Here is a 20843-nt window from a genome sequence, read left to right on the forward strand (position 1 = left end):
ACAAGCTCGCAAGAAACTTCCTCGCTGGCGCCTTCATCGCCGCAGCCGTAATCTGGTGGCTCAATTGAGTCCGGACCCTAGCGGCCCGCCACGATCGGCGCGTCAGCACGCCTGCCATTTTCGTTCGAGGATGACAGGTGCGCTGCTTCGAAAACGAACCGTCAAGCCACACGATTGACAAACGCTTGACCTAGATCAAGCGGGCTTGACCGGTTGAGCCGACCTCCATGTGGGGCCAACATCAAGGTGTCGGACATGCGCATCGTCGGCAGGATGCTGCTCGTTTTCGTGGTCGCGTTCGCCTCGCTCGGCGCGATGTCGCAGCAACACGCAGAACAATCCGCAAGCGACAACGAAATCCGCATCGGCAATGTCATGCCGTATTCGGGGCCGCTCTCGGAATTCGGCGCGATCGGGACGGCGGAGGCCGCCTATTTCGACATGATCAATGCGCGCGGCGGCATCAACGGACGCAAGATCCGCTTCATCACCCGCGACGACAATTCCGATCCGGCGGCCGCACTGGAGCTGACCCGCAATCTGGTGGAGCAGGACGACGTCCATCTCATGTTCGGCTCGTTCGGCACGCCCGGGAATCTCGCCACGCGCCGGTATCTGAACGAGAAGAAGATCCCGCAGCTTTTCCTCGCCTCTGGCGACGAGGAGCTGAGCCAGGCCAAGGCGTTTCCCTGGACCATGGGCTGGCAGCCGTCGTTTCGGTCGGAGGGGCGCATCTACGCCAACTACATCCAGGCCTATTATCCCAGGAAGAAGATCGTCGTGCTCTGGCAGAACGACCAGTTCGGGCGCATGCTCTACAAGGGCATCCAGGAAGGTCTCGGCGACCTCAACCGGCTCGTCCTCGTCGACATCGCCTTCGACATCAACGACGAGCATCTCGAAGGGCACGTCTCGATCCTGAAGCGCGCGGGCGCCGATATCTTCGTCTTTCTCGGCGTGCCGTCGACGGCGTCCAAGGTGATCAAGCTGGCGGCGTCGCTCAAATGGCGTCCGGTCTTCATCGTGAACGATGCCTCCGCCTCGATCGCCAATGCGATGGCGCCGGCGGGCCTGGAAAATTCGGCCGGCGTGATCTCGGCCGCCTTCCTGAAGGATCCGAGCGACCCCGCATGGAAAGACGATCCCGCCATGAAGGACTGGTTCGCCTTCATGGACCGGTACCATCAGGTCGAAAGCACGAACAACAGCGCGGCCGTCTTTGGCTACGCCGCAGCCGAGGCGCTGACCAAGGTGCTGAAGCAATGTGGCGACGACCTCTCGCGCGAGAACATCATGCGTCAGGCGGCTTCGCTCAAGAGTTATCAGCCCTCCGTTGCGCTGCCCAACATCAGGATGAGCACCTCGCCCAACAGCTATCTGCCGATCAAGCAGATGCGGCTGGTCCAGTTTGACGGCCGCTCCTGGCAGCCCTTCGGCGAGGTGATCGAGACGGCGTTCACGGAGGGCGCGGCACGGTGACATTCAATCTAAATGCAACCGATGCAACCGTCATGCCCGGGCTTGTCCCGGGCATCCACGTTCTTTGTGCTGCGTGGCAAGACGTGGATGGCCGGGACAAGCCCGGCCATGACGGTCCGGATACTTCGGTGCCCCAGGCGTCGGACTGCGATAGCTCTGAACCTCACGCCGGCTTCAGCGAGGCCAGCGCGCTTTCCAGCAGCGAGCGGACCCTTGCGGCGTCGCCTGATTTCACCAACGCGGGATCGAGATAGAGCTCGAGGCCGGGCGCGCTGTGGCTCCGGTGTGTGCGTTTTTGTCGCAAACCTCTCGCGATTTGCGGCAAAGCCCGCGGCGGCACAGAGCCAACAAAAGCGGGCGCGCGCAACCCCATTTTATGGTGGTCGCACCAAGCGTCTTTCCGTTTCATCACGAAGGTTTAAGATCGGGATCAACCTGCGTTGATAAATCCGGAACCAGTGCCCATGACCGAGACCGTCCGCATCAAGCGCTTCATTGCGCGGCCCGTGATCGTGCCGATGAACCTGCCGCTCCAGACCTCGACCGGCGCGGTCGCCAGGGCGCCGCTGGTGCTGATCGACTGCGAGACCGACCAGGGCGCCCGCGGGCACGCCTATCTGTTCTCGATCACGCCGTCGGCCCTGAAGCCTCTGACGGCGATGGTCACGGAAATGTCGGAGCTGCTCGCCGGCGACGAGCTGCTGCCGTTCGAGATCGAGCGCAAGCTGACCCAGCGCTTCACGCTGCTGGGCCTCGCCGGCCTGCAGCGGCTGGCGCAATCCGGCATCGACATGGCGGCCTGGGACGCGCTGGCCCGCAGCAGAGGTCTGCCGCTGGCGAGGCTGCTCGGCGGCGCGCCGAAACCGGTCAAGGCCTATAATTCGAAGGGGCTCGGCATCATGCCGGCGCGCGCAGCGGTCGAGGAGGCGCACAAGCTGCTGGCCGAGGGTTTTCACGCCGCCAAGATCCGCGTCGGCCGGCCCGATGCGCGGGAGGATCTCGCGGTGGTGCGCGCGGTGCGAAAAGCCGTCGGCGATCAGGTCACGCTGATGTGCGACTACAACCAGGCGCTGACGGTCACCGAAGCCATCCGCCGCGGCGAGATGCTCGACGACGAGGGACTGACCTGGATCGAGGAGCCGATCCGCCACGACGACTACGAGGGTTGCGCCCGCATCGCGGACGCGCTGCGCACGCCGGTCCAGATCGGCGAGAATTTCGACAGCGCCTTCGCGATGCAAGTAGCGCTGTCGGCGGAAGCCTGCGACTACGTGATGCCGGACGTGCAGCGCATCGGCGGCGTCACCGGCTGGCTCCGCGCCGCCGCGCTCGCGCATGCCGCCGGCATCGAGATGTCCACCCATCTGTTCTCGGAAGTCAGCGCGCATCTTTTGTGCGTGACGCCGACCGCGCATTGGCTGGAATATGTCGACTGGGCCGACGCGGTGCTTTCGACGCGGCTGACGATCAAGGACGGTTTTGCGCTGCCGACCGAGGAGCCGGGCAACGGCATCGCGTGGGACGAGGCGGCGGTGAGGAAATATCTGGTGGGGTGATCACGTCTGCCGCCGCGAACACCGACGTCGTCCTGGCGAAAGCCAGGACCTCCGCGCGAGCGCCCTGCGCTCGTCGCGATTACCCCAAGGCGTCGTTTGGCGAAGATTCGCGGTTCGGTACTGCGCGCATCCACAATCGAGGGATCACGCGGTATGGGCCTGGCTTTCGCCAGGACGACATCGGGAAGCAGTGTACAACTGCTTCATCATCGTCATTGCGAGCGCAGCGAAGCAATCCAGGATCTTTCCGCGATGACGGACTGGATTGCTTCGCTACGCTCGCAATGACGGCGTGTGGGGCGACAGCGCGATGTTTTCGCACAACGCGTTGCGCAGAGGCGGGAAGCAGACTATCGATGCTCCATGACCACATGGCGCCCTCACCCGCACATCCGAGTCGTCGCGATCGGCCTGCACTGGCGTGACGGGCGGCTGCTCGCGGCCGAGGTTCGCGACGATATGGGCCGGATCAAGGGCGTGCGCCCGCTCGGCGGCGAGATCGAGTTCGGCGAGAGCTGGCGGACGGCGCTCGTGCGGGAATTCCACGAAGAGCTCGGCATCGACATTACCATCACGGGCGAACCGCTGATGATGGAGAACATCTTTGCGCACGAGGACGCCATCGGGCACGAGGTGATGTTCATCGCCGAGGTGGCATTTCCGGACGGCGCGTTCAACGGCCAGGACCGCATCGATTTCCGCGAGGACAACGGCGAGCAGATCGTCGCGCGCTGGTTCGACCTCGCCGATCTCGACGTGGAGGGCGGACCCAGCCTCTATCCGGGCGGACTGAAGGGCTTGCTGCTCGGTGCGAGAGACGGGACTGCGTGAGAGGCGCCCCTCTCATCGCGCCCCGCCGTCATCGCGCCGGTAGCGGAAATCGCAATGACCGGCGCCTTGCATGATCGTCTGCGTGCGCGTGAGCCTGACGTCGGGGCCGAATCCTTCGGCGGTCGCAAAGTCCGCGGTGCAGATCAGGAGAAAGCCGAGCTCCGGCTCGCCCAGCGCCTTGTAGAACTCGGCATAGGCGCATCGCTTGACGTCGAACGCGAAGGCGTCGTGGCTCTGCTCGATCACGTCATAGGCGAGCGCATCGTCGCGGGCATAGGTCCTGAACGCCGACGAGACGGCCTTGCCGAGATCGCTCTCGTTCTTGGCCTTCCAGAATTCCTCGCCGAAGCCGCGATAGAGGTCGCCGAGCGCCTTGCGCACCAGCGCGTTGGCGCGCGCCTCGCCGAGCTCGGCCTGGAGCGCCCTGACCAGCGGCACCAGCACCTGCGCCTGGATTTTTGCCTGTTCGATGACGGAAACGCTCATGGGCAGCCTCGCTCGCTTCTCGTTGCTGCGACTCTTTGGCCCTGTGACCTGGAACACATTTGCGACCACCTTAAGGTTGTATGATAGTCCAGCATAACCGAAGCCGGCCAGGCGCCCGACATCCATTTTGATGATCTCATTTTCGAGCACGGAGAAGGAAGCAATGCTTCGCTCAGTTCGCAGCGCTCGCCCATTTCCCGACCGCACATTTGCCTGAACCGTAAGTTGAAAATCACGATCGATTCACGCAGATCCGTTCAGCATCCGGTCCGGCCAAGAACGTAAGACCGCTCGATGTTCTCAATCAGCACGCGCGCATGAGCGCGCGTGAACGATGTTGTGATGCCCGGCATCGGGCGGGATCACGAGGCGCAATAGCGCAAGACTCACCTGCCCGGACAGCCGGCCCGGGGGAATGCCGGCATCGACAGTTGCAGCGTCACGAGGATCATCATGGACGAGCCCAAATCACTCACGAGTGCATTCACCAAGACCGCGAATTTCTCCATCCACCAGGTCGACAATGTGTTCAGGGACGCAGCGCTGCCCGCCGCGGCGGTAGCTGCCCGAGCCGCGCATCCGCCGATCACCTTGCCGCCCATCCTCGGTCCGCTGTCGGCCTTCACGGGCACCTTCACCGGACAGGGGTTCAATACGATCTTCCGGCCCGACAGCAAGATCACGCCGACGCCGATGCCGGGGCCGATCAACACCACCGACCCGGACGACAACGTGCTGGAGCTGAATCTCACCGACGAGACGATGTCCTTCTCGAACAATCTCGGCTCGATTCCCAATCGCGGCTCGCTGCAGCAGGCAGATGCATTCCTCAACGGCGTGCCCTATCTCCAGACCATCAACGATATCACCACGGGAACGCCCGTGGGCATTCACTTCGAACCCGGCATCTGGCTGGCGGTGCCCGCCACCACCCATCCGAACGAGCCATTCACCGTTGCGCGCATGGCGTCGATCCCGCACGGCACGACGGTCGTTGCGCAAGGCACCGCGCTGCCTCCGGTCGCCGGCAAACCGACCATCGCGGCGATCGACATCACCCCGTTCATCGGCGGCAATCCGGGCAACAAGATCCCATTCCAAAATCAGACTGCGGCCAACAAGACGACCCGCAGGCTACCTCAGGATCTGACCGCACTGATGGCCTCCGGCAAGCTCACCCAGGCGATGATCACCGACCCGAACACGGTGCTGCGCAATCAGATCGCGCATCAGACTATCACGCAGACCATCGTCATCGAGACATCGACGAAGCCCGGCACGCCGCTGTCCGGCGGCCCCTTGCCGGCCATCCCCTCGCCCGGCCCGCATCCGCAGGCGCCGAGCTTCGCCGGCGGCACCGCGAACATCGCCTTCCTTCAGGGCTTGCCCGTTCCGCCGCCCGGCGGCAATGGCGCGAACGCCAATGCCTTCCAGATGGACGCGGTGTTCTGGATCGAGACGGTGGTTTACGACATCGACGTGCCGGCCCTGCCGCCCGGAACCCCGCCGGTGATCCTGCAACCGCGCCAGCGGAGCAACGTGCCGCTGGTTCCGAGCTTCGTCGCCGCAATCCCGTTCGTGCCCAACAAGGGATTCAAGGGCGGCCACGTCAGGGTGGCGACGACGCAGATCCAGTATTCACAGAAGGTCATGCTGGATTTCGCCGGCCTGACCTGGCCACACGTCTCCGTCGCATCGCTCGTGCCGGCCGCACCCGTGCCGATCCCGGATCATCTGTTGCCGCTGACGTGAGGCGGATGGCGGTGCGCCACGTTCCGCGGCATCGGGACGTGGCCTGAACCAACGCATCCGTGATGCAACAGTGACCGCCGCTCGCGCGATCCTGAAAAGCCGGCGAGACGATCAATGGTATGATCATTGTCATCCAAAAGAGAGATGATCATGCCCCCTTCCAAGATGTCTCCAGGCTCCATCAGGCTACGACAATTTGCGCGGCGCGGTCATCTTGCGGCAATTGCTGCAGCGCTGTTTCTCGCGGCGACCGCCTGGTCAACCGGACCGGCGCTGGCCGCGGCAGATGATGCGGCGGCGCGAGCCATCTTCGAAAAATTCATTGCCGCGCAGAATGTGCACGACGCGGACGACGTGAAGGCCATGCTGTGGAATTCGCCCGGCACGCTGTTGTTTGCGAGAGGCGTCGAAACCAGAGGCCGTGATGCGGTCGCGGACCGCTTCAAGGGCTACTACGAGGGCACCTGGCACCTCGAACCCGACATGTCGAAATTCCACGTCGCCGTGATCTCGAACGAGATCATGCAGGTCCTCGTTCCCATCGTGTTCACGCGTGGCCTTCCCGGCAAGCCACCCCAACAGAATACGTTTCTGATCAGCCAGACCTACGTGCGGGATGCGAACGGCTGATCCGTCGCCTCCGTCCTGCCGGTCGCGAACACGGAACTGAAATAGTTGCGATCCAGAACCGAAGCCCGGATGGAGCGCAGCGCAATGGTGGATTGTTTGGGCTTGCCTGGCCGAAGCTCGCGGCGGCAGCCCGCCTGCGCCCGTTTGGCTTCGGCGCGGCATCCTTCTCTCGGCTATCGCGAGCGAAGGATGGTGGGCACGACAGGGATCGAACCTGTGACCCCTACCATGTCAAGGTAGTGCTCTCCCGCTGAGCTACGTGCCCTAGAGGTCATTTCATCGGTGGGGTCCCTATAACGGCTCAGGGGACCCGGCGCAAGGACGGAAGGGGGGCCGATTTAGGCCGCCAGCATCTTGTTCACTTCGCTGACCAATTCGCGCAGATGCACGGGCTTGGACAGCACCTTGGCGTTCTTGGGGGCGTCCGAATCCGAGTTCAGGGCGACCGCGGCGAAGCCGGTGATGAACATGATCTTGATGTCGGGGTCGAGTTCCGAGGCCCGGCGGGCGAGCTCGATCCCGTCCATTTCCGGCATCACGATGTCGGTCAGCAGCATCTCGAACGGCTCTTCGCGGAGCCGCTGATAGGCGGCCATGCCGTTGTCATGGGACGAGACCTGAAAACCGGCGTTTTCCAGCGCCTTGACCAGGAAACGGCGCATGTCGTTGTCGTCTTCGGCGAGCAGGATCTTTGGCATGGCAGGAAACGTCGAATCCCCAGAGGATATCAGCAGAGGTCACTAAGCCCGACAGAGGGTAAATTTGGGGTGAAAATCTTTACCCTGGACGGCTCGCGCTGCCGGCTCCTTGTGAACCCGAATGCGGCTCGAATCAATCGAAGCCGACCAGACGATCCCCGCCTCGCTGCGCGCACGGTTAAGACATGTTCCAGCGCAGATCACATCTTTTCGCTTGGCAGAATGGTTGCGATTCCAGACAATGACGACACATAAGAGCCGCTCGACCGGCCGAATCAATCCGTTCAAGCCTTTGCCGGACCTTGCAGGATCCTGCGGGGCCAGATCTTGTGGCGTGAAGGGACGAAGCCTGGGAATAAGGGACGAAGCCTGAGAAGATGACCCGGTTTGACGGCGAGATGTCGCCAGCCTTCGAGATCGTCGAGCCCGCCGAATGGCGCGCGCCGGTCATCTTCAACTCGCCCCATTCCGGCTCGACCTATCCGGACGAATTCCTCAACGCCTCCAGGATCGACCTGCCGACGCTGCGGCGGTCGGAAGACTCCTTCATGGACGAGCTGATCGGCCATCTCAGCGCCCGCGGCTTTGCGACCGTGCGGGTCAACTTTCCCCGCTCCTATGTCGACGTCAACCGCGAGCCCTACGAACTCGACCCCCGCATGTTCACCGGGCGGCTGCCGAGCTTTGCCAATACCCGCTCGATGCGGGTCGCCGGCGGCCTCGGCACCATTCCGCGCGTGGTCGGCGACGGCCAGGAGATCTATCGCGACCGCATCCTGGTCGACGATGCGCTGGCGCGGATCGAGACGCTCTACAAGCCCTACCACCGCGCGCTGCGCCGGCTGATCAACAAGGTGCACCAGAGGTTCGGCACCGTGGTGCTGGTCGACTGCCACTCGATGCCCTCGGTCGGCGTCAGCAGAGACGAGCCGCGTCGGCCCGACATCGTGATCGGCGACCGCTACGGTACGAGCTGCACGCCGCTCTTGCCCGACCGGGTCGAAGAGACCATGGGCGGGCTCGGCTATTCGATCGGCCGCAACAAGCCCTATGCCGGCGGCTTCATCACCGAGCATTACGGCAACCCGGCGAGCGGGCTTCACGCGGTGCAGCTCGAACTCAACCGCGCGATCTACATGGACGAGCGACGGCGCGAGCGCAGTCCGCGCTTTGCGCAAGTGGCAACCGACTTCGGCGTCCTCGCCGACGTGCTGGCGAGCACGATGCCGTTCGGCGATCTCGGCCCGTTCCAGGCCGCGGCGGAATAGGCGCAAGCCGACATCGCGCGACCACGTCGCGAATCAAGGACCGAACACAGCTGCGAGCGTATCGGACGCCGGATCTTCACTTCGCGTTTTCGCGCAGCTGAAGCGAAACAGACGGCCCAAAGAAAAAAGGGCCGCTTCTGATGAAGAAGCGGCCCAAGTCTAGGGAGGAAACGCCCAAGGAGGGCAGCGGTAACGCAAAGCGCTACCGCACCGCAACAATATGCGGCCGCGCCGCACAAAGTGCAAGGGCTTTTGAGCCGTTTCCCATGCAAAACACACATGGCTCTGTTGCTTCCAGAGAAACCCAGATTCAGTTTCTTTGATAAGGAAATTCAATGGGTTGATAGTCATTTGCATACGAACAAGGCATGTTCGGAACTAAGTTTTCAACTCAATGATCGATATTTGGCCAGCATATGGCTCGGATGAGGCAACCGGCCTCCGCATCCAAAATACCAGGGTGCAAATCAAGTCAGCGCTGCACGCGAGAGGCGAATTGAGATAGGCAGATGCGAGCTTCACCCGACTTTCGTTTTGAGGATGCGCCGTGACGGTGATCGACTTCTCAGCCTTCATCGGACGGCTCGCCACCGCCTCCGGCGAAACCATCCTGCCGTTCTTCCGCACCTCGCTGTCGATCGACGACAAGAGCAAGACCAAGGATTTCGATCCCGTCACCGAAGCCGACCGCGCCGCGGAGGCGGTGATGCGGCGGCTGATCAAGGCCAACTTCCCCCAGCACGGCATCGTCGGCGAGGAATTCGGCAATGAGCGCGAGGACGCCGACTATGTCTGGGTGCTGGATCCCATCGACGGCACCAAGTCCTTCATCGGCGGGTTCCCGATCTGGGGCACGCTGATCGCGCTGCTGCACAAGGGCGCGCCGGTGTTCGGCATGATGCACCAGCCCTTCATCGGCGAGCGTTTTTCCGGCGACAACGGCTCGGCCAACTATAAAGGCCCCTCCGGCGAGCGCCGGCTCCAGGTCCGCCGCTGCGCGTCGCTGTCGGAGGCGACGACCTACACCACCAGCCCCTTGCTGATGAACGAGCGCGACCGCGCCATTTTCGGCCGCATCGAGAAGGGCGCGCGGCTGTCGCGCTATGGCGGCGACTGCTACTCCTACTGCATGCTGGCGGCCGGCCACGTCGATCTCGTGGTCGAGACCGAGCTGAAGCCCTACGACATCGCGGCCCTGATCCCGATCGTGACCGGCGCCGGCGGCGTCGTCACCACCTGGGAAGGCAAGCCGGCCCAGGGCGGCGGCCGCATCATCGCGGCCGGCGACGCCAGGGTTCACGAAGAAGCAATGAAACTGCTCAACGGATAGGCGACCTATCGTTTGCGCATGATCCATTCGGAAAACCGCTGCACACTTTTCCGGATCATGCTTCAGGGGGGCTTGTATGAAAAACTGGCGTAAGCTCGTCCTCGCGAGCCTGCTTCTGTTTCCCACCCTCGCCTCCGCCCAGAATTTTCCGGCCAAGCCGATCAAGCTGATCGTGCCGTTCCCGGCCGGCGGCCCCAACGACATCATCGCGCGCGTGATCGGCCAGCGCATGTCCGAGCTATCGGGCCAGCCGGTGCTGATCGACAATCGCGGCGGCCAGGGCGGCGTGCTCGGCACCGATGCGGTCGCGAAGGCCGCGCCCGACGGCTACACCATCGCCATCTCCAGCGCCGGCGCGCTCGCGATCAGCCCGAGCATGGAGCGGGTCGCCTACGACACGTTGACCGACCTCACGCCGGTGACGCTGGTTGCGACCGTGCCGGAAATGCTTGTCGTCGCCACCAACGTGCCCGCCAAGGACATCGGCGAGCTGATCGCGCTCGCCAAGGCGCAGCCGGGAAAGCTCAACTTCGCCTCCTCCGGCCCCGGCAGCCTGCCGCATCTCGCCGGCGAATTGTTCAAGCTGACGGCCAAGATCGACATCGTGCACGTGCCCTATCGCGGCGCCGCGCCCGCGGTGAACGACCTGCTGGGCCAGCAGGTGCAGATGACGTTCCTCGATCTTCCGGTGCTGCTGCCGCAGGTCAAGGCCGGCGCCTTGCGGCCGATCGTGGTCGGCTCGGCCGAGCGCGCGCCGACGGCGCCGGAGGTGGCGACCACCGCGGAAGCAGGCTTTCCTGATCTTCGCATCGAGAACTGGTACGGCATGGTCGCGCCCAAGGGCACGCCGAAGGAGATCGTCGTAGCGCTGCATGGCCTGGCGACGAAGGCGATGGCGGATCCGGCCGTGAAGGAAAAGCTCGCCGCGCAAGGCGCGACGCTGATCGGCGACGAGCCGGAGCATTTTCGCCAATTCATCGCGGACGAGACCAGGAAGTGGACGAAGGTGATCAAGAACGCCGGGGTCGAGACGGCGAAGTGATCAGCGGTTTGAGTCGTGACGCCGCCACGAGGCAGCTGAGTTCGCGGCCACGCCGCAGGCTCACATCAGCACCCGCCCTCACACTGCCTCTGCCCGCAAATGCTCCACCAGCATCTTGGCCGGCCGCGGCAGCGTCTTGAAGCTTCGCGCGCAGATCACGAGTTTGCGGTTGGCGAAGGCATCGCGCAGGCGGACCGTGGCGAGCGGCATCAGCTTGGCGCAGCGGCGGGCGGCGGCTTCGGGCACCAGGGCGACGCCGACATCGGCGGCGACCATCTGGCAGATCGCGTCGAAATCGCGCAGGCGCGCGCGGTAATGCGGCCGCATGCCGAGCCGGGCGGCGTGCTTCGAAATATGAACCTGGAGCGCGGTGGCGCTGGTGAGCCCGACGAACTCGCACGCGCCCGCCTCCTGGAAATCGATCTGGCGGCGACCGGCGAACGGGCCGCGCCTGGACGTCACCAGTGTCAGGCGGTCCTCGCTGAAGACGAAGCGCTCGATATGGTCGGGTAGCGCGTGCTCGGCGGCGAAGCCGAGATCGGCGGCGCCGGCAGTGATCGCGGCCGCGATGTCGGTGCTCTCGCGCTCCTCGATGTCGACGGAGACGTCGCGATGCTCGCGCAGGAAGCCGGCCAGCGCCTTCGGCAGATGCTCCGACAGGCCGGAGGTGTTGGCGAGGAAATGCACGCTCGCGCGCACGCCGCTGGCAAAGCCCGCGAGATCGCCGCGCATGGCGTCGATCTGGTGAATGACGAGGCGCGCATGATCGAGCAGGCTCTCGCCGGCCGCGGTCAATTCGACGCCGCGGCGGCCGCGCTTGAGCAGCGCGACGCCGAGCGCATCCTCGAGCCCCTTGATGCGCGCGCTGGCCGAGGCCAGCGCCAGGTGCGACCGCTCGGCGCCACGGGTGATGCTGCGCTGGTCGGCGACTGCGATGAACAGCTGGAGATCGACGAGATCGAAACGCATCCGGATTTCCTCCAACCCCAGCCTTCGTCCATAGCGAAGGCTGTCTCCGTAACCTCCAGATTGTGCCCGGGCGCGGCTTCGGTCAATGTGCAGGTCATGATCGACCCGCTTCTCATTGTCATCGCCGCCATCTTCCTGATCGCCGGATTCGTCAAGGGCGTGGTCGGGCTCGGCTTGCCGACCGTCTCCATGGGCCTGCTCGCGGTGAGCATGGCCCCGAGCCGCGCGATCGCCATCGTGATCGTGCCCGCCATCATCACCAACATCTGGCAGACCTTCGTCGGCCCCTATTTGCGCGACATCCTGAGGCGGCTATGGCCGCTGATGATCGGCACCGTGATCGGCTGCTGGCTCAATGCCGGCGCGCTGACCGGCCCGCATGCGCGCTATGGCACGATCGTGCTCGGCGCCCTGCTCGTGATCTACGCGGTGATCGGCCTGAACAAATTCCAGTTCCGCGTCGCGCCGCAGAACGAGAAATGGGTCGGCGGCGTGGTCGGCGTGGTCACCGGCGTGATCTCCGCCTCGACCGGCGTGCAGGTGATCCCCTCGATGCCGTTCATGCAGGCGATCGGCATGGAGAAGGACGAGCTGGTGCAGGCGCTGGGCGTGTTCTTCACGACCGCGACGCTGGCGCTCGCCTTCAACCTGACAGCCGGCGGATTGCTGACGCCAGCCAATGCCCTGCCAGGCGCCGTGGGCCTCGCCATGGCCTTTGCCGGCATGTTCATCGGCCAGTCGGTGCGGGCGCGGATGCCGGCGGAAGCGTTTCGCCGCTGGTTCCTGATCGCGATGATCCTGCTCGGCCTCTATCTCGCAGGCAGCGCTCTGTTGAAGGAACTCGCCTGAGAGGCTTACGGCTTGGGTTCGTAACCCGGCACCCATTTTTCGTGCTGTGGCAGATCGTCCTGGATGGTCCACCACGGCGCGCGCGACGAGGTGAAGACGTGGAGGCGGGGCCTGACGTCCGGATCGTCATCGAGCAGGCCGGCGGGAATGCTGACGGTCGGCAAATAACTCGCCTTGCCCGGCGTCAGACAGCCGCAGGTCTTGCAGCGGTGGCGGAAACTGCCCGGCGCGGATTCGTAAGCCACCGTCATGTCCTCGCCCGCGACAAAGCGGAACTTGTCGGCATCGACATGGGCGTAGGTGGCAAATGCCGCCCCGGTCAGCTTGCGGCAATTGGCGCAATGGCAGTGCGTCAACGCGCGCACGCGATCGATCTCGAAACGCACGGCGCCGCACAGACAGCTTCCACGAACCATCGAAACCTCCCTCGCGCGGCCTCTATCGGGCCAGCCGCGCAGCATTTGTCATTCGTTCGAACGAGTTACCGCGTCTCCAGCATGGCGACGCGGACGCCGAGATAGATGAAGAGGCCGCCGAGGGCCCGATTGACCCAGGCAATCGCACCTTCGGACTTTCGCAGCCTGTGTGCGGCCTTTGCCGCGAACGCCGCCAGCACCAGGCACCACAGCGTTCCCGTGCAGATGAAGATCAGCCCGAGCGTCAGGAAGGCGAGCGGCTTCTGCGGTGAATCGGCCGCGACGAATTGCGGCAGGAAGGCCAGGAAGAACAGCGCGACCTTGGGATTGAGCGCGTTGGTGAAGACGCCCTGGAGGAACACCCGCCGCAGTGAGCTCCGCGCCGGCTCGTCGATCGCCGATGCCAGCGTCGGGCGCGACCACAGCATCTGAAGTCCGGTGACGACCAGATAGGCCGCGCCGACCAGCTTCAGGATCGAGAAGGCGGTGGATGAAGCCATCAACAGGGCCGAAAGCCCGATCGCCGCGCCCGCGACGTGGAAAAAGCAGCCGCAGCTGATGCCCAAGGCGGCGGCAGCCCCGCCCCGCCAGCCCATCTGCATGCTGCGGCCGATGACGTAGACGGAGTCCGGTCCCGGCGTGATGTTGAGCAGCACGCCCGACAGGATGAAGAGCCAGATTTCGTGAATGCCCAGCATGTGAGGTGCCCCGCCGCCCCGCTCCCCGTCGCAAGGGGTCCGGCTTAATCGGTTCGGCCGCCGCCGTCCACCGCCGGGACTGCCTAGGATTTACCTCGAATTTGCAATGCGGATCATACTTTCGCTCGGCCTCATCTGCTCTATAAAGGCAGGGTTCTTGAAATGCGGGATTCGAGGCGACTGCCACGCCGTGGCCGGTCCTCGGTCCGTTGGAGCTCCGAGGCTATGGAAAGACGTCTGGCAGCCATCGTCTGCGCCGATGTCGCCGGCTATTCGCGCATGATGGGCAGCGACGAGGCCGGCACCCATGCCGCCTTCAAGGCCCATCGCAGCGCGATTCACCCCATCATCCTCAATCACGGCGGCCGCGTCGTGAAGAACACCGGCGACGGCTTCCTGCTCGAGTTCCCCTCGATCGTCGGTGCCACCGAGGCCGCGATCGCGATGCAGACGCTGATGGCGGAGCGCAACCACCACCTGCCGGCCGACCGCGCCATGCAATTCCGGCTCGGCATCCACATGGGCGACGTCATCGCCGACGAGGACGAGGTGTTCGGTGACGATGTCAACATTGCCGTCCGCCTGGAATCGGTGGCGAGCCCCGGTGGCTTCGCCATCTCGGCCAAGGCCTACAGGGAGGCGAGCAAGCATCTCACCGTGGCGCTGGTCGATGCCGGCAACCATCGCTTCAAGAACATCAAGGATGCGGTCGGGGTCTGGACCTGGAAGCCCGAGGGCGCGCCGGCGCTCGCCCCCGAGCTGAGGGAGGCGTCCACCCTCTCGCAGCAATACCGCACCGCCATCGTCGGTGTGCTGCCCTTCGCCAATCTCAGCGACGCCCAGGACGAATATTTCTCCGACGGCCTCACCGAGGATCTGATCCACGCGCTGTCGCTGCAATCCTTCTATCGCGTGCTGAGCCGCAACTCGACCTTCGCCTTCAAGGGCAAGAACACGAGCACCCGGCTGATCGCGCGCGAGATCGACGCCACCTATCTGATCCAGGGCTCGGTGCGGCGCGCCGGAGCCAAGATCCGCGTCACCGCGGAGCTGATCGCACCGGAGACCGGCGAGCAGCTCTGGACCGGGCGCTACGACCGCGACATCGGCGACTTCTTCGCGATGCAGGACGAGATCACCACCAACCTGTCCGCCGCCATCGCCACCGAGATCGTCCGCGCGGAGGCCTCGGCGCCGGCGCGGCTCTCGACCGACGTGACCGCGTGGGACCGTTTCCTCAAGGGGCTGTCGCATTACTACCGGCAGACCAAGGAGGACCTGGCCGCCGCCATCGACCTGTTCCGGGAGGCCATCGAGGTCGATCCCAAGCTGTCGATCGCGCACGCCTACCTCGCCACGATCCAGATCCAGAGCATCCAGTTCGGCTGGGTCAAGGGCACGCGGGAGATGTGGGCCGAGGCGATGAACCTCGCCGAAACCAGCGTCCGGCTCGACCCGCGCTCCTCCTTCGCGTTCTCGATCCTGTCCTGGGCCCATGCGATGGAAGGGCATTACGAGGCCGCGATGGACGCCGCCAAGCGCGCGGTCGCGCTCAACCCCTACGACATGGGCGCGCGCGGCGTGCTCGGCATCTGCCATTTCGTCGTCGGCGAGCACCGCGAGGCGATCGAGCTGTTTTCGATGGCCGCGCAGCGCGACAACAGCGACCCGCGCTACCAATGGGCCGCGCTGAACGCCTTCAGCCATTATCTGCTGGGGCAGTATGACGCGACCCTGTCGTGGGCCCGCGAGCAGCTCTACATCAACCCGAACCACATGCAGGCGCTGGCGATCCGTGCCGCGGCGCTGGCGCAATTGGAGCGGACCGGCGAGGCCGTCGAGGCCACCCGCGTGCTCATGGGCAACTACCCGACCCTGAACGTCGACCGCCATTTGCGCAATTTCCACTGGAAGCGGCCCGAGGACCTCGCCCATTACCGCGAGGGGCTGCTGAAGGCGGGCGTGCCGCTCGGCAAGCTCACCCTCGTCCAGAGCGACGTCAAACGCGCCGCCGAGTCCTGACCGGCGGGCCGCGGCCGCTTCACGCCCCGCTTCGGCTCTTATTGACTCAACAGTGAATTCAGCCACACTTCGTCACACGCTGAGGTAGTATACCCTGCTGTCGGTTTGTTAGGACTTTCCGCGCTTGATCGGCGCGTCTGCATTTCACGATTCGCTGTTTTCAGGAATTTGGGCCATGAACGACCCCGCCTCGAAGCCCCCCTTCAATCCCTCGATCCAGGTCTCGCCGAACAATCCCTGCCCGTTCCTGCGCGGCCTCGTCGGCGAAGGTTTCGTCGACGGCGGCACCGTGCCTCTCCGGACGCTGTCACAGACCATCGCAAATGCGAGCGGCGAGACGGGAGCGAAAAAGACTCTGGCCCGCATCCAGACCCGTGGCGTCGCGCTGATCGCCAACGGCGCCTGTCACATCCTGCAAAGCATCTGCTGGGGCGCACAGCTCAATACGCTGCGCGGCGGCCCGCTGGACAAGCTCGGTGCCGGCTCGCGCATCCTCGGCGTCGACGGGCGCGTCAACGAGGACGAGATCGTGCGGCTCGCCAGTTTCGGCGGCACCTATGCCGATCCCGATGGCGGCACCGAGACCGGGCTCAACGCCTCGCAAATCCAGACCTTCATGGACGACAATCTCAAGCGCGCCGGCAAACAATCGCGCTGGTACTACCCGATCCTGATGAAGTTCGAATGGCCGATCCTGCTCAAGATCATGGGCAAGGGTCAGGGCGATGACCGCTATCTCAGCGTGGCCGAGGTGAGGACATTGTTCAACGAGCGCAAATTCCCGGATAGGATCACCCAGCGGGTCGTCAGCCAGCCGGTCACCCCGCCCTCGCTCATATTGCGCGTTGCCGGCGGACTCGTCGCCGCGCTCCTCGTCTTTGGCGTCGTGGCGCTGCGCTTTCCGGATCAATTCCAGCCGATGCTGCCCGGTATCCTCGGGGACCTGGTGGCGCCGCCATTGCCGGAGCACGTCGAACCCCGGGCCGCGTACTGGCTTGAGCAAAACTGGGCGCTGGAGGACCGGCACTGGTTTCATCACGCCAGCCAGGGCACCGCGACCTTCCCGGTGCCCTATAGCTGGTTCATGGCGCTCGAGCAGCCGCGGCTTCATTTCTTCGCAAAGCCCGGGATGCTACATGACAGCGACCATCTGCAGCGCTTCGGCTTCATCCCCAGCCCGCAGACGATCAGCACCGACGACGCCACGCTGCGCCGGTTCGGCTACGCCAACGTCTACGACAAGACGAAGCCGGTGCCGGCGCGGCTTTGGAATCCGCCGGTCAACTGGGGCACCCAGGCTGAAAACGTCGACGGCCTGCCCGTCGGCTTTGCGCGCATGACCGGCGTACCCGATCCTGCGACCGGCCAGGTCGGCGAGGACCGGATCGGCCTGACCTGCGCCGCCTGCCACACCGGCCAGATCCACTACAAAGGCATCGACGTCCGTTTCGACGGCGGCCCGGCTATGACCGACCTGCGGAAGCTCGAGGTCACGACCGGCCTGTCGATCGCCTACACGCTCATCGTGCCGGGCCGCTTTACGCGCTTCGCCGACCGTGTGCTCGGCTCCTCCGCCAGCGATGCGGATCGCGATGCGCTGAAGCAGAAGCTGCGTGCGATCAGCACATTCCTGATCGACTGGGAGAAGACCTACGCGAAAACCATCGACGGCAAGACGAGGTTCAACGAGAAGACGAAGCGGGAAGAGCCGCAGCAGGACACGGAGGAAGGATATGGCCGTCTCGACGCGCTCAACCGCATCGGCAATCAGGTCTTCGCCCAGGACATGACGCTCAGCGGCCTCAGCGGCTTCGAAAAGAATCTGCATGCCAAGGACGCGCCGGTCAGCTTCCCGCCGATCTGGACCGTGCCCTGGCTCAAATTCGCGCAATATGACGCTTCCATCGAACAACCGCTGATCCGCAACGCCGGCGAAGCGCTGGGCGTGACCGCGCTGCTCAATTTGTCCGACAATAGCCCCAAGGACACGCTGTTCCGCTCGTCGATGGATATCAAGAATCTGAACTGGATCGAGGATCTGCTGAAGGGGTCGGCGCCCTATCCGAAAAAGCAGCTCTCCGGACTGACATCGCCGAAATGGCCGTCGGACATTTTCGGCGATAATGCCTGGAAGATCGATGGTGAACGCGTCAAGAACGGCCGCAAGCTCTACGCGCAGATCTGCACCGAATGCCATCTCGGGCCGGTCAACGATCCCGCGTTCGACACCGAGTTTCCGGACCAGAGCATCTGGTCGTCGTCGCGCTGGGAGACCATCGGCAACGACAAGTTCCTGAACGAGGTCCAGAAAAGCGTCAAAGGCATGGGTACCGATCCCGCTCAGGCCAGCGTGCTGGAGACGCGGACGGTGCAGGTCCCGGGGTTTCTCAAGCTCGATCCCACGCAGAATCTCAATGCCTGGTGGAGCTGCAATCTGCCGGATATCTCGTCGACCGACATGCCGTACTCGCTCGGGCTGATGGTGCTCGTCGACATCGTCAGCCGCAAAGCGATGGACGATGCGAAGATCGCCCCGAAGGTTCAGCAGGCCTGGTGGGGTGAGCGCAAGAACTGCCCGAATCCCGGTCCGCAGCCGCCCGACAAGAAGGAGCCACGGCCCTGGTATCGGGCGCGCCCGCTCAACGGCGTCTGGGCCACCGCGCCTTACCTGCACAACGGATCGGTGCCTTCGCTCTACTGGATGCTGAGCCCCGCGGCCGAGCGTCCCAAATCGTTCTGCATGGGTGGTGGTCGCGACTACGATCCGAAGCAGGTCGGCTTCGCGGTCGTCGACGGCGAGAGCTGCAAGACCGGGCAGTCGCGCTTCTCGACGCGAGCGTCGGACGGCACCGAGATCTTCGGCAACAGCAATGCCGGTCACTCGTTCGATGGCACGCCGGGCCCCGGCAAGGACGGCACCATCGGCCGCGTGCTCAAGGAACAAGAGCGCTACGACCTGATCGAGTATCTGAAGACGCTGTGAGCCAGAGACGGTTCATCGTCATGGCCGGGCTTGTCCCGGCCATCCACGTTCTTTGATCGTGCAACAAGGCGTGGATGCCCGGGACAAGCCCGGGCATGACGGAGATTGTGAAACGATCAACCGTCCTCAGGAAGTTTTCGCCCCCTCACTTGAACAGCGGCGTGCCCGGCACGAAGGCGTCGAAGGCGGCCCAGAACTGGGAGCGGTAGCGGTCCTGCTCCTGGAGGATCTCGTGCTTCGAGCCGGCGATCACGAGATGGGAGCCGGCGCGCAGATGGTAGGCGAACTCCTCAATCGCCGCGGTCGAGACCACGGTGTCGCTGGAGGCCGCCAGCATCAGGATCGGCTGGCGGATCTCGGAAGGGTAGTTCATGCCCTTGAAGGTGTGCATGGCACGAAAGGCGGAATCGGCCCAGGCGACCGTCGGTGACGCCAGCCCGAGCGTCGGATCCTCCTCCAGGATCGCGGCATTGCGCGCATAACGCACGGGATCGCTGGTCAGAGGATTGTTGATGAACGGATCGAGCCCGGTGATGCGGTCGCCGCCGCCGGGGACATAGCGGCCGCCCATCCCCAACATGCGCATCGTCTTCAGCAGCGCCCGCGCCGGCAACGAGGTGGTGCGGCCGGGCAGGTCGATCATCGGCGCCGACAGCACCATGCGGTCGAACCAGCGCTTGCCCGCATGCGCAACGCGCAGCATCACCGTGCCGCCCATGGAGTGGGCGAGCGCGAAGAAGGGCGGCGGGCAATCCGGCAGCACCACCTGCTGCACGAAGGTCTCGACGTCGATCTCGAAATCGGAGAAGTCGCGCACATAGCCCTTGCGCGGATCGCGCAGGCGGCGCGAGGAGTGGCCCTGCCCGCGCCAGTCGATCATCGCCACCGCAAAGCCGCGGTCGCGCAGGTCGCGCACGGTCTCGAAATATTTCTCGATCTGCTCGCTGCGTCCGGTGAAGACGCAGACCGTGCCCTTGCGGTTCGCCGGCGGCGCCCAGCGCGCAAAGCGCAGCTCGGCGCCATCGGGTGTCTTGATGGTGCCGCTGACGACGTCTTCGGGAACGGGATTGGACGGAATCGAGATCAGCGTCATTGGGCGAGAAATGCTGAAAATCAAGGGGCGGGAGCGCCGAAAAGGCGCCGGTGCCGCCCTCTTGAACGCAGTGTCCCTGAACCCATATCACCATGGTGCAGGCCGCTACCAGTGTTTCGGAACCGGAACATCAGGCTGCACACAGACTAAAGCCCGGCCCGATTGGCGGGCGGGTTAGCAAGCAGTCGCTCAATGGAGGACTTGACCATGCGTACCTACGATCTCACCCCCTTCTATCGTTCCACCGTCGGCTTCGACCGCCTCTTCAACCTGCTCGACCAGGCCGGTTCGGACGGCAGCCCCGGTTATCCCCCCTACAACATCGAGCGCACCGGCGAGAACGCCTACCGCATCACCGTTGCGGTCTCGGGCTTCGCCAAGGATGAGCTCTCCATCGTCGCGAAGGAAAACACGCTGACGATCAAGGGCGAGAAAGCCGCAGGCGAGAATTCGAAGTCCGAAGTGCTCTACCGCGGCATCGCCGCGCGTGCCTTCGAGCGCGCCTTCCAGCTTGCCGACTTCGTGCAGGTGAAGGACGCCTCGCTCGAGAACGGGCTGCTTCACGTCGACCTCGTGCGCGAGATTCCCGAAGCCAAGAAGCCGCGCCAGATCGCGATCAACGCCGGCACGCCCAAGGCGCAGGTGATCGAGAACTCGGCCGCGCAAGTCGCCGCGTAAACCGCACGCACGCCACTTCCGAGTTGCGACAACGCCCCGGTGCCCCCGGGGCGTTTTTTCTTA

19 protein-coding genes and 1 tRNA gene are annotated in these 20843 nt (G+C 64.4%); 12 read left to right on the forward strand and 8 right to left on the reverse strand.

Features of this window, described 5'->3' with window-relative positions:
• The first annotated feature begins 255 nt into the window (after positions 1-255).
• A complete protein-coding gene (locus tag XI09_RS11680) occupies positions 256-1479 on the forward strand; it encodes an ABC transporter substrate-binding protein (RefSeq protein WP_271566970.1) in 1224 nt (407 codons plus the stop codon).
• 163 nt (positions 1480-1642) lie between these two features.
• Here XI09_RS11680 and XI09_RS11685 read toward each other — a convergent pair whose 3' ends face one another.
• Positions 1643-1783, reverse strand: coding sequence for a hypothetical protein (locus tag XI09_RS11685; protein ID WP_271566971.1), 141 nt, complete (start codon positions 1781-1783; stop codon positions 1643-1645).
• Positions 1784-1943: 160 nt separating this feature from the next.
• On the opposite strand from XI09_RS11685, the gene XI09_RS11690 reads away from it, so the two are divergent.
• Together XI09_RS11690 and XI09_RS11695 are read left to right on the forward strand one after the other, a co-directional pair.
• Positions 1944-3035: an enolase C-terminal domain-like protein gene (locus tag XI09_RS11690; RefSeq protein WP_271566972.1), complete on the forward strand. Its 1092-nt coding sequence runs from the start codon at positions 1944-1946 to the stop codon at positions 3033-3035.
• 363 nt (positions 3036-3398) lie between these two features.
• On the forward strand, positions 3399-3866 hold the full coding sequence (locus XI09_RS11695) for an NUDIX hydrolase (RefSeq protein ID WP_271566973.1): 468 nt from the start codon (positions 3399-3401) through the stop codon (positions 3864-3866).
• A gap of 12 nt (positions 3867-3878) precedes the next feature.
• On the opposite strand, the gene XI09_RS11700 is transcribed toward XI09_RS11695, so the two are convergent.
• Positions 3879-4352 carry an L-2-amino-thiazoline-4-carboxylic acid hydrolase gene (locus tag XI09_RS11700; protein WP_271566974.1) on the reverse strand — a complete coding sequence of 158 codons (474 nt, stop codon included), beginning with the start codon at positions 4350-4352 and terminating at the stop codon, positions 3879-3881.
• A 453-nt stretch (positions 4353-4805) separates the two neighbouring features.
• On the opposite strand from XI09_RS11700, the gene XI09_RS11705 reads away from it, so the two are divergent.
• Both XI09_RS11705 and XI09_RS11710 read left to right on the forward strand, forming a co-directional pair.
• The gene (locus XI09_RS11705; protein ID WP_271566975.1) at positions 4806-6104 is read left to right on the forward strand and encodes a heme-binding protein; all 1299 of its coding nucleotides are present in this window, start codon (positions 4806-4808) and stop codon (positions 6102-6104) included.
• A gap of 150 nt (positions 6105-6254) precedes the next feature.
• Positions 6255-6734 (forward strand): DUF4440 domain-containing protein, encoded by a 480-nt coding sequence (locus XI09_RS11710; RefSeq protein ID WP_271566976.1) that lies wholly within the window; start codon positions 6255-6257, stop codon positions 6732-6734.
• 190 nt (positions 6735-6924) lie between these two features.
• Here XI09_RS11710 and XI09_RS11715 read toward each other — a convergent pair.
• Positions 6925-6999 (reverse strand) — tRNA-Val (locus XI09_RS11715).
• Between the two features lie 73 nt (positions 7000-7072).
• A complete protein-coding gene (gene cpdR, locus XI09_RS11720) occupies positions 7073-7432 on the reverse strand; it encodes a cell cycle two-component system response regulator CpdR (RefSeq protein ID WP_007597092.1) in 360 nt (119 codons plus the stop codon).
• Between the two features lie 377 nt (positions 7433-7809).
• Between cpdR and XI09_RS11725 the strand changes: the two genes are divergently transcribed.
• From XI09_RS11725 to XI09_RS11735, 3 genes are all read left to right on the forward strand, one after another.
• Positions 7810-8700, forward strand: coding sequence for an N-formylglutamate amidohydrolase (locus XI09_RS11725; protein WP_271566977.1), 891 nt, complete (start codon positions 7810-7812; stop codon positions 8698-8700).
• Positions 8701-9247: 547 nt separating this feature from the next.
• On the forward strand, positions 9248-10030 hold the full coding sequence (gene hisN / locus XI09_RS11730; protein ID WP_027545664.1) for a histidinol-phosphatase: 783 nt from the start codon (positions 9248-9250) through the stop codon (positions 10028-10030).
• Between the two features lie 76 nt (positions 10031-10106).
• On the forward strand, positions 10107-11072 hold the full coding sequence (locus tag XI09_RS11735) for a Bug family tripartite tricarboxylate transporter substrate binding protein (RefSeq protein WP_271566978.1): 966 nt from the start codon (positions 10107-10109) through the stop codon (positions 11070-11072).
• 78 nt (positions 11073-11150) lie between these two features.
• On the opposite strand, the gene XI09_RS11740 is transcribed toward XI09_RS11735, so the two are convergent.
• Positions 11151-12041, reverse strand: coding sequence for a LysR substrate-binding domain-containing protein (locus tag XI09_RS11740; protein WP_271566979.1), 891 nt, complete (start codon positions 12039-12041; stop codon positions 11151-11153).
• Between the two features lie 96 nt (positions 12042-12137).
• On the opposite strand from XI09_RS11740, the gene XI09_RS11745 reads away from it, so the two are divergent.
• The gene (locus XI09_RS11745; RefSeq protein WP_271566980.1) at positions 12138-12890 is read left to right on the forward strand and encodes a sulfite exporter TauE/SafE family protein; all 753 of its coding nucleotides are present in this window, start codon (positions 12138-12140) and stop codon (positions 12888-12890) included.
• 5 nt (positions 12891-12895) lie between these two features.
• Here XI09_RS11745 and XI09_RS11750 read toward each other — a convergent pair whose 3' ends face one another.
• Positions 12896-13306: a GFA family protein gene (locus XI09_RS11750; RefSeq protein ID WP_271566981.1), complete on the reverse strand. Its 411-nt coding sequence runs from the start codon at positions 13304-13306 to the stop codon at positions 12896-12898.
• Positions 13307-13371: 65 nt separating this feature from the next.
• Entirely contained in the window at positions 13372-14004 is a 633-nt protein-coding gene (locus XI09_RS11755; RefSeq protein ID WP_271566982.1) for a LysE family translocator, read from the reverse strand.
• A gap of 225 nt (positions 14005-14229) precedes the next feature.
• On the opposite strand from XI09_RS11755, the gene XI09_RS11760 reads away from it, so the two are divergent.
• Both XI09_RS11760 and XI09_RS11765 read left to right on the forward strand, forming a co-directional pair.
• Positions 14230-16026, forward strand: coding sequence for an adenylate/guanylate cyclase domain-containing protein (locus tag XI09_RS11760; protein ID WP_271566983.1), 1797 nt, complete (start codon positions 14230-14232; stop codon positions 16024-16026).
• Positions 16027-16201: 175 nt separating this feature from the next.
• Positions 16202-19009 carry a di-heme-cytochrome C peroxidase gene (locus XI09_RS11765; protein ID WP_271566984.1) on the forward strand — a complete coding sequence of 936 codons (2808 nt, stop codon included), beginning with the start codon at positions 16202-16204 and terminating at the stop codon, positions 19007-19009.
• Between the two features lie 145 nt (positions 19010-19154).
• On the opposite strand, the gene XI09_RS11770 is transcribed toward XI09_RS11765, so the two are convergent.
• On the reverse strand, positions 19155-20102 hold the full coding sequence (locus XI09_RS11770; protein WP_271566985.1) for an alpha/beta fold hydrolase: 948 nt from the start codon (positions 20100-20102) through the stop codon (positions 19155-19157).
• Between the two features lie 207 nt (positions 20103-20309).
• Between XI09_RS11770 and XI09_RS11775 the strand changes: the two genes are divergently transcribed.
• Positions 20310-20780 carry an Hsp20 family protein gene (locus XI09_RS11775; protein ID WP_271566986.1) on the forward strand — a complete coding sequence of 157 codons (471 nt, stop codon included), beginning with the start codon at positions 20310-20312 and terminating at the stop codon, positions 20778-20780.
• Positions 20781-20843: the final 63 nt, after the last annotated feature.

The sequence above is a fragment of the Bradyrhizobium sp. CCBAU 11386 genome (assembly GCF_028128955.1).
Taxonomy (GTDB): Bacteria; Pseudomonadota; Alphaproteobacteria; order Rhizobiales; family Xanthobacteraceae; genus Bradyrhizobium.

Excerpts from the sequence above, each read along its gene's own strand:
- XI09_RS11680 (WP_271566970.1), top strand. The coding sequence starts at position 256 with ATGCGCATCGTCGGCAGGATGCTGCTCGTTTTCGTGGTCGCGTTCGCC.
- XI09_RS11690 (WP_271566972.1), top strand. The coding sequence starts at position 1,944 with ATGACCGAGACCGTCCGCATCAAGCGCTTCATTGCGCGGCCCGTGATC.
- XI09_RS11695 (WP_271566973.1), top strand. The coding sequence starts at position 3,399 with ATGACCACATGGCGCCCTCACCCGCACATCCGAGTCGTCGCGATCGGC.
- XI09_RS11700 (WP_271566974.1), bottom strand. The coding sequence starts at position 4,352 with ATGAGCGTTTCCGTCATCGAACAGGCAAAAATCCAGGCGCAGGTGCTG.
- XI09_RS11705 (WP_271566975.1), top strand. The coding sequence starts at position 4,806 with ATGGACGAGCCCAAATCACTCACGAGTGCATTCACCAAGACCGCGAAT.
- XI09_RS11710 (WP_271566976.1), top strand. The coding sequence starts at position 6,255 with ATGCCCCCTTCCAAGATGTCTCCAGGCTCCATCAGGCTACGACAATTT.
- cpdR (WP_007597092.1), bottom strand. The coding sequence starts at position 7,432 with ATGCCAAAGATCCTGCTCGCCGAAGACGACAACGACATGCGCCGTTTC.
- XI09_RS11725 (WP_271566977.1), top strand. The coding sequence starts at position 7,810 with ATGACCCGGTTTGACGGCGAGATGTCGCCAGCCTTCGAGATCGTCGAG.
- XI09_RS11735 (WP_271566978.1), top strand. The coding sequence starts at position 10,107 with ATGAAAAACTGGCGTAAGCTCGTCCTCGCGAGCCTGCTTCTGTTTCCC.
- XI09_RS11740 (WP_271566979.1), bottom strand. The coding sequence starts at position 12,041 with ATGCGTTTCGATCTCGTCGATCTCCAGCTGTTCATCGCAGTCGCCGAC.
- XI09_RS11745 (WP_271566980.1), top strand. The coding sequence starts at position 12,138 with ATGATCGACCCGCTTCTCATTGTCATCGCCGCCATCTTCCTGATCGCC.
- XI09_RS11750 (WP_271566981.1), bottom strand. The coding sequence starts at position 13,306 with ATGGTTCGTGGAAGCTGTCTGTGCGGCGCCGTGCGTTTCGAGATCGAT.
- XI09_RS11755 (WP_271566982.1), bottom strand. The coding sequence starts at position 14,004 with ATGCTGGGCATTCACGAAATCTGGCTCTTCATCCTGTCGGGCGTGCTG.
- XI09_RS11760 (WP_271566983.1), top strand. The coding sequence starts at position 14,230 with ATGGAAAGACGTCTGGCAGCCATCGTCTGCGCCGATGTCGCCGGCTAT.
- XI09_RS11765 (WP_271566984.1), top strand. The coding sequence starts at position 16,202 with ATGAACGACCCCGCCTCGAAGCCCCCCTTCAATCCCTCGATCCAGGTC.
- XI09_RS11770 (WP_271566985.1), bottom strand. The coding sequence starts at position 20,102 with ATGACGCTGATCTCGATTCCGTCCAATCCCGTTCCCGAAGACGTCGTC.
- XI09_RS11775 (WP_271566986.1), top strand. The coding sequence starts at position 20,310 with ATGCGTACCTACGATCTCACCCCCTTCTATCGTTCCACCGTCGGCTTC.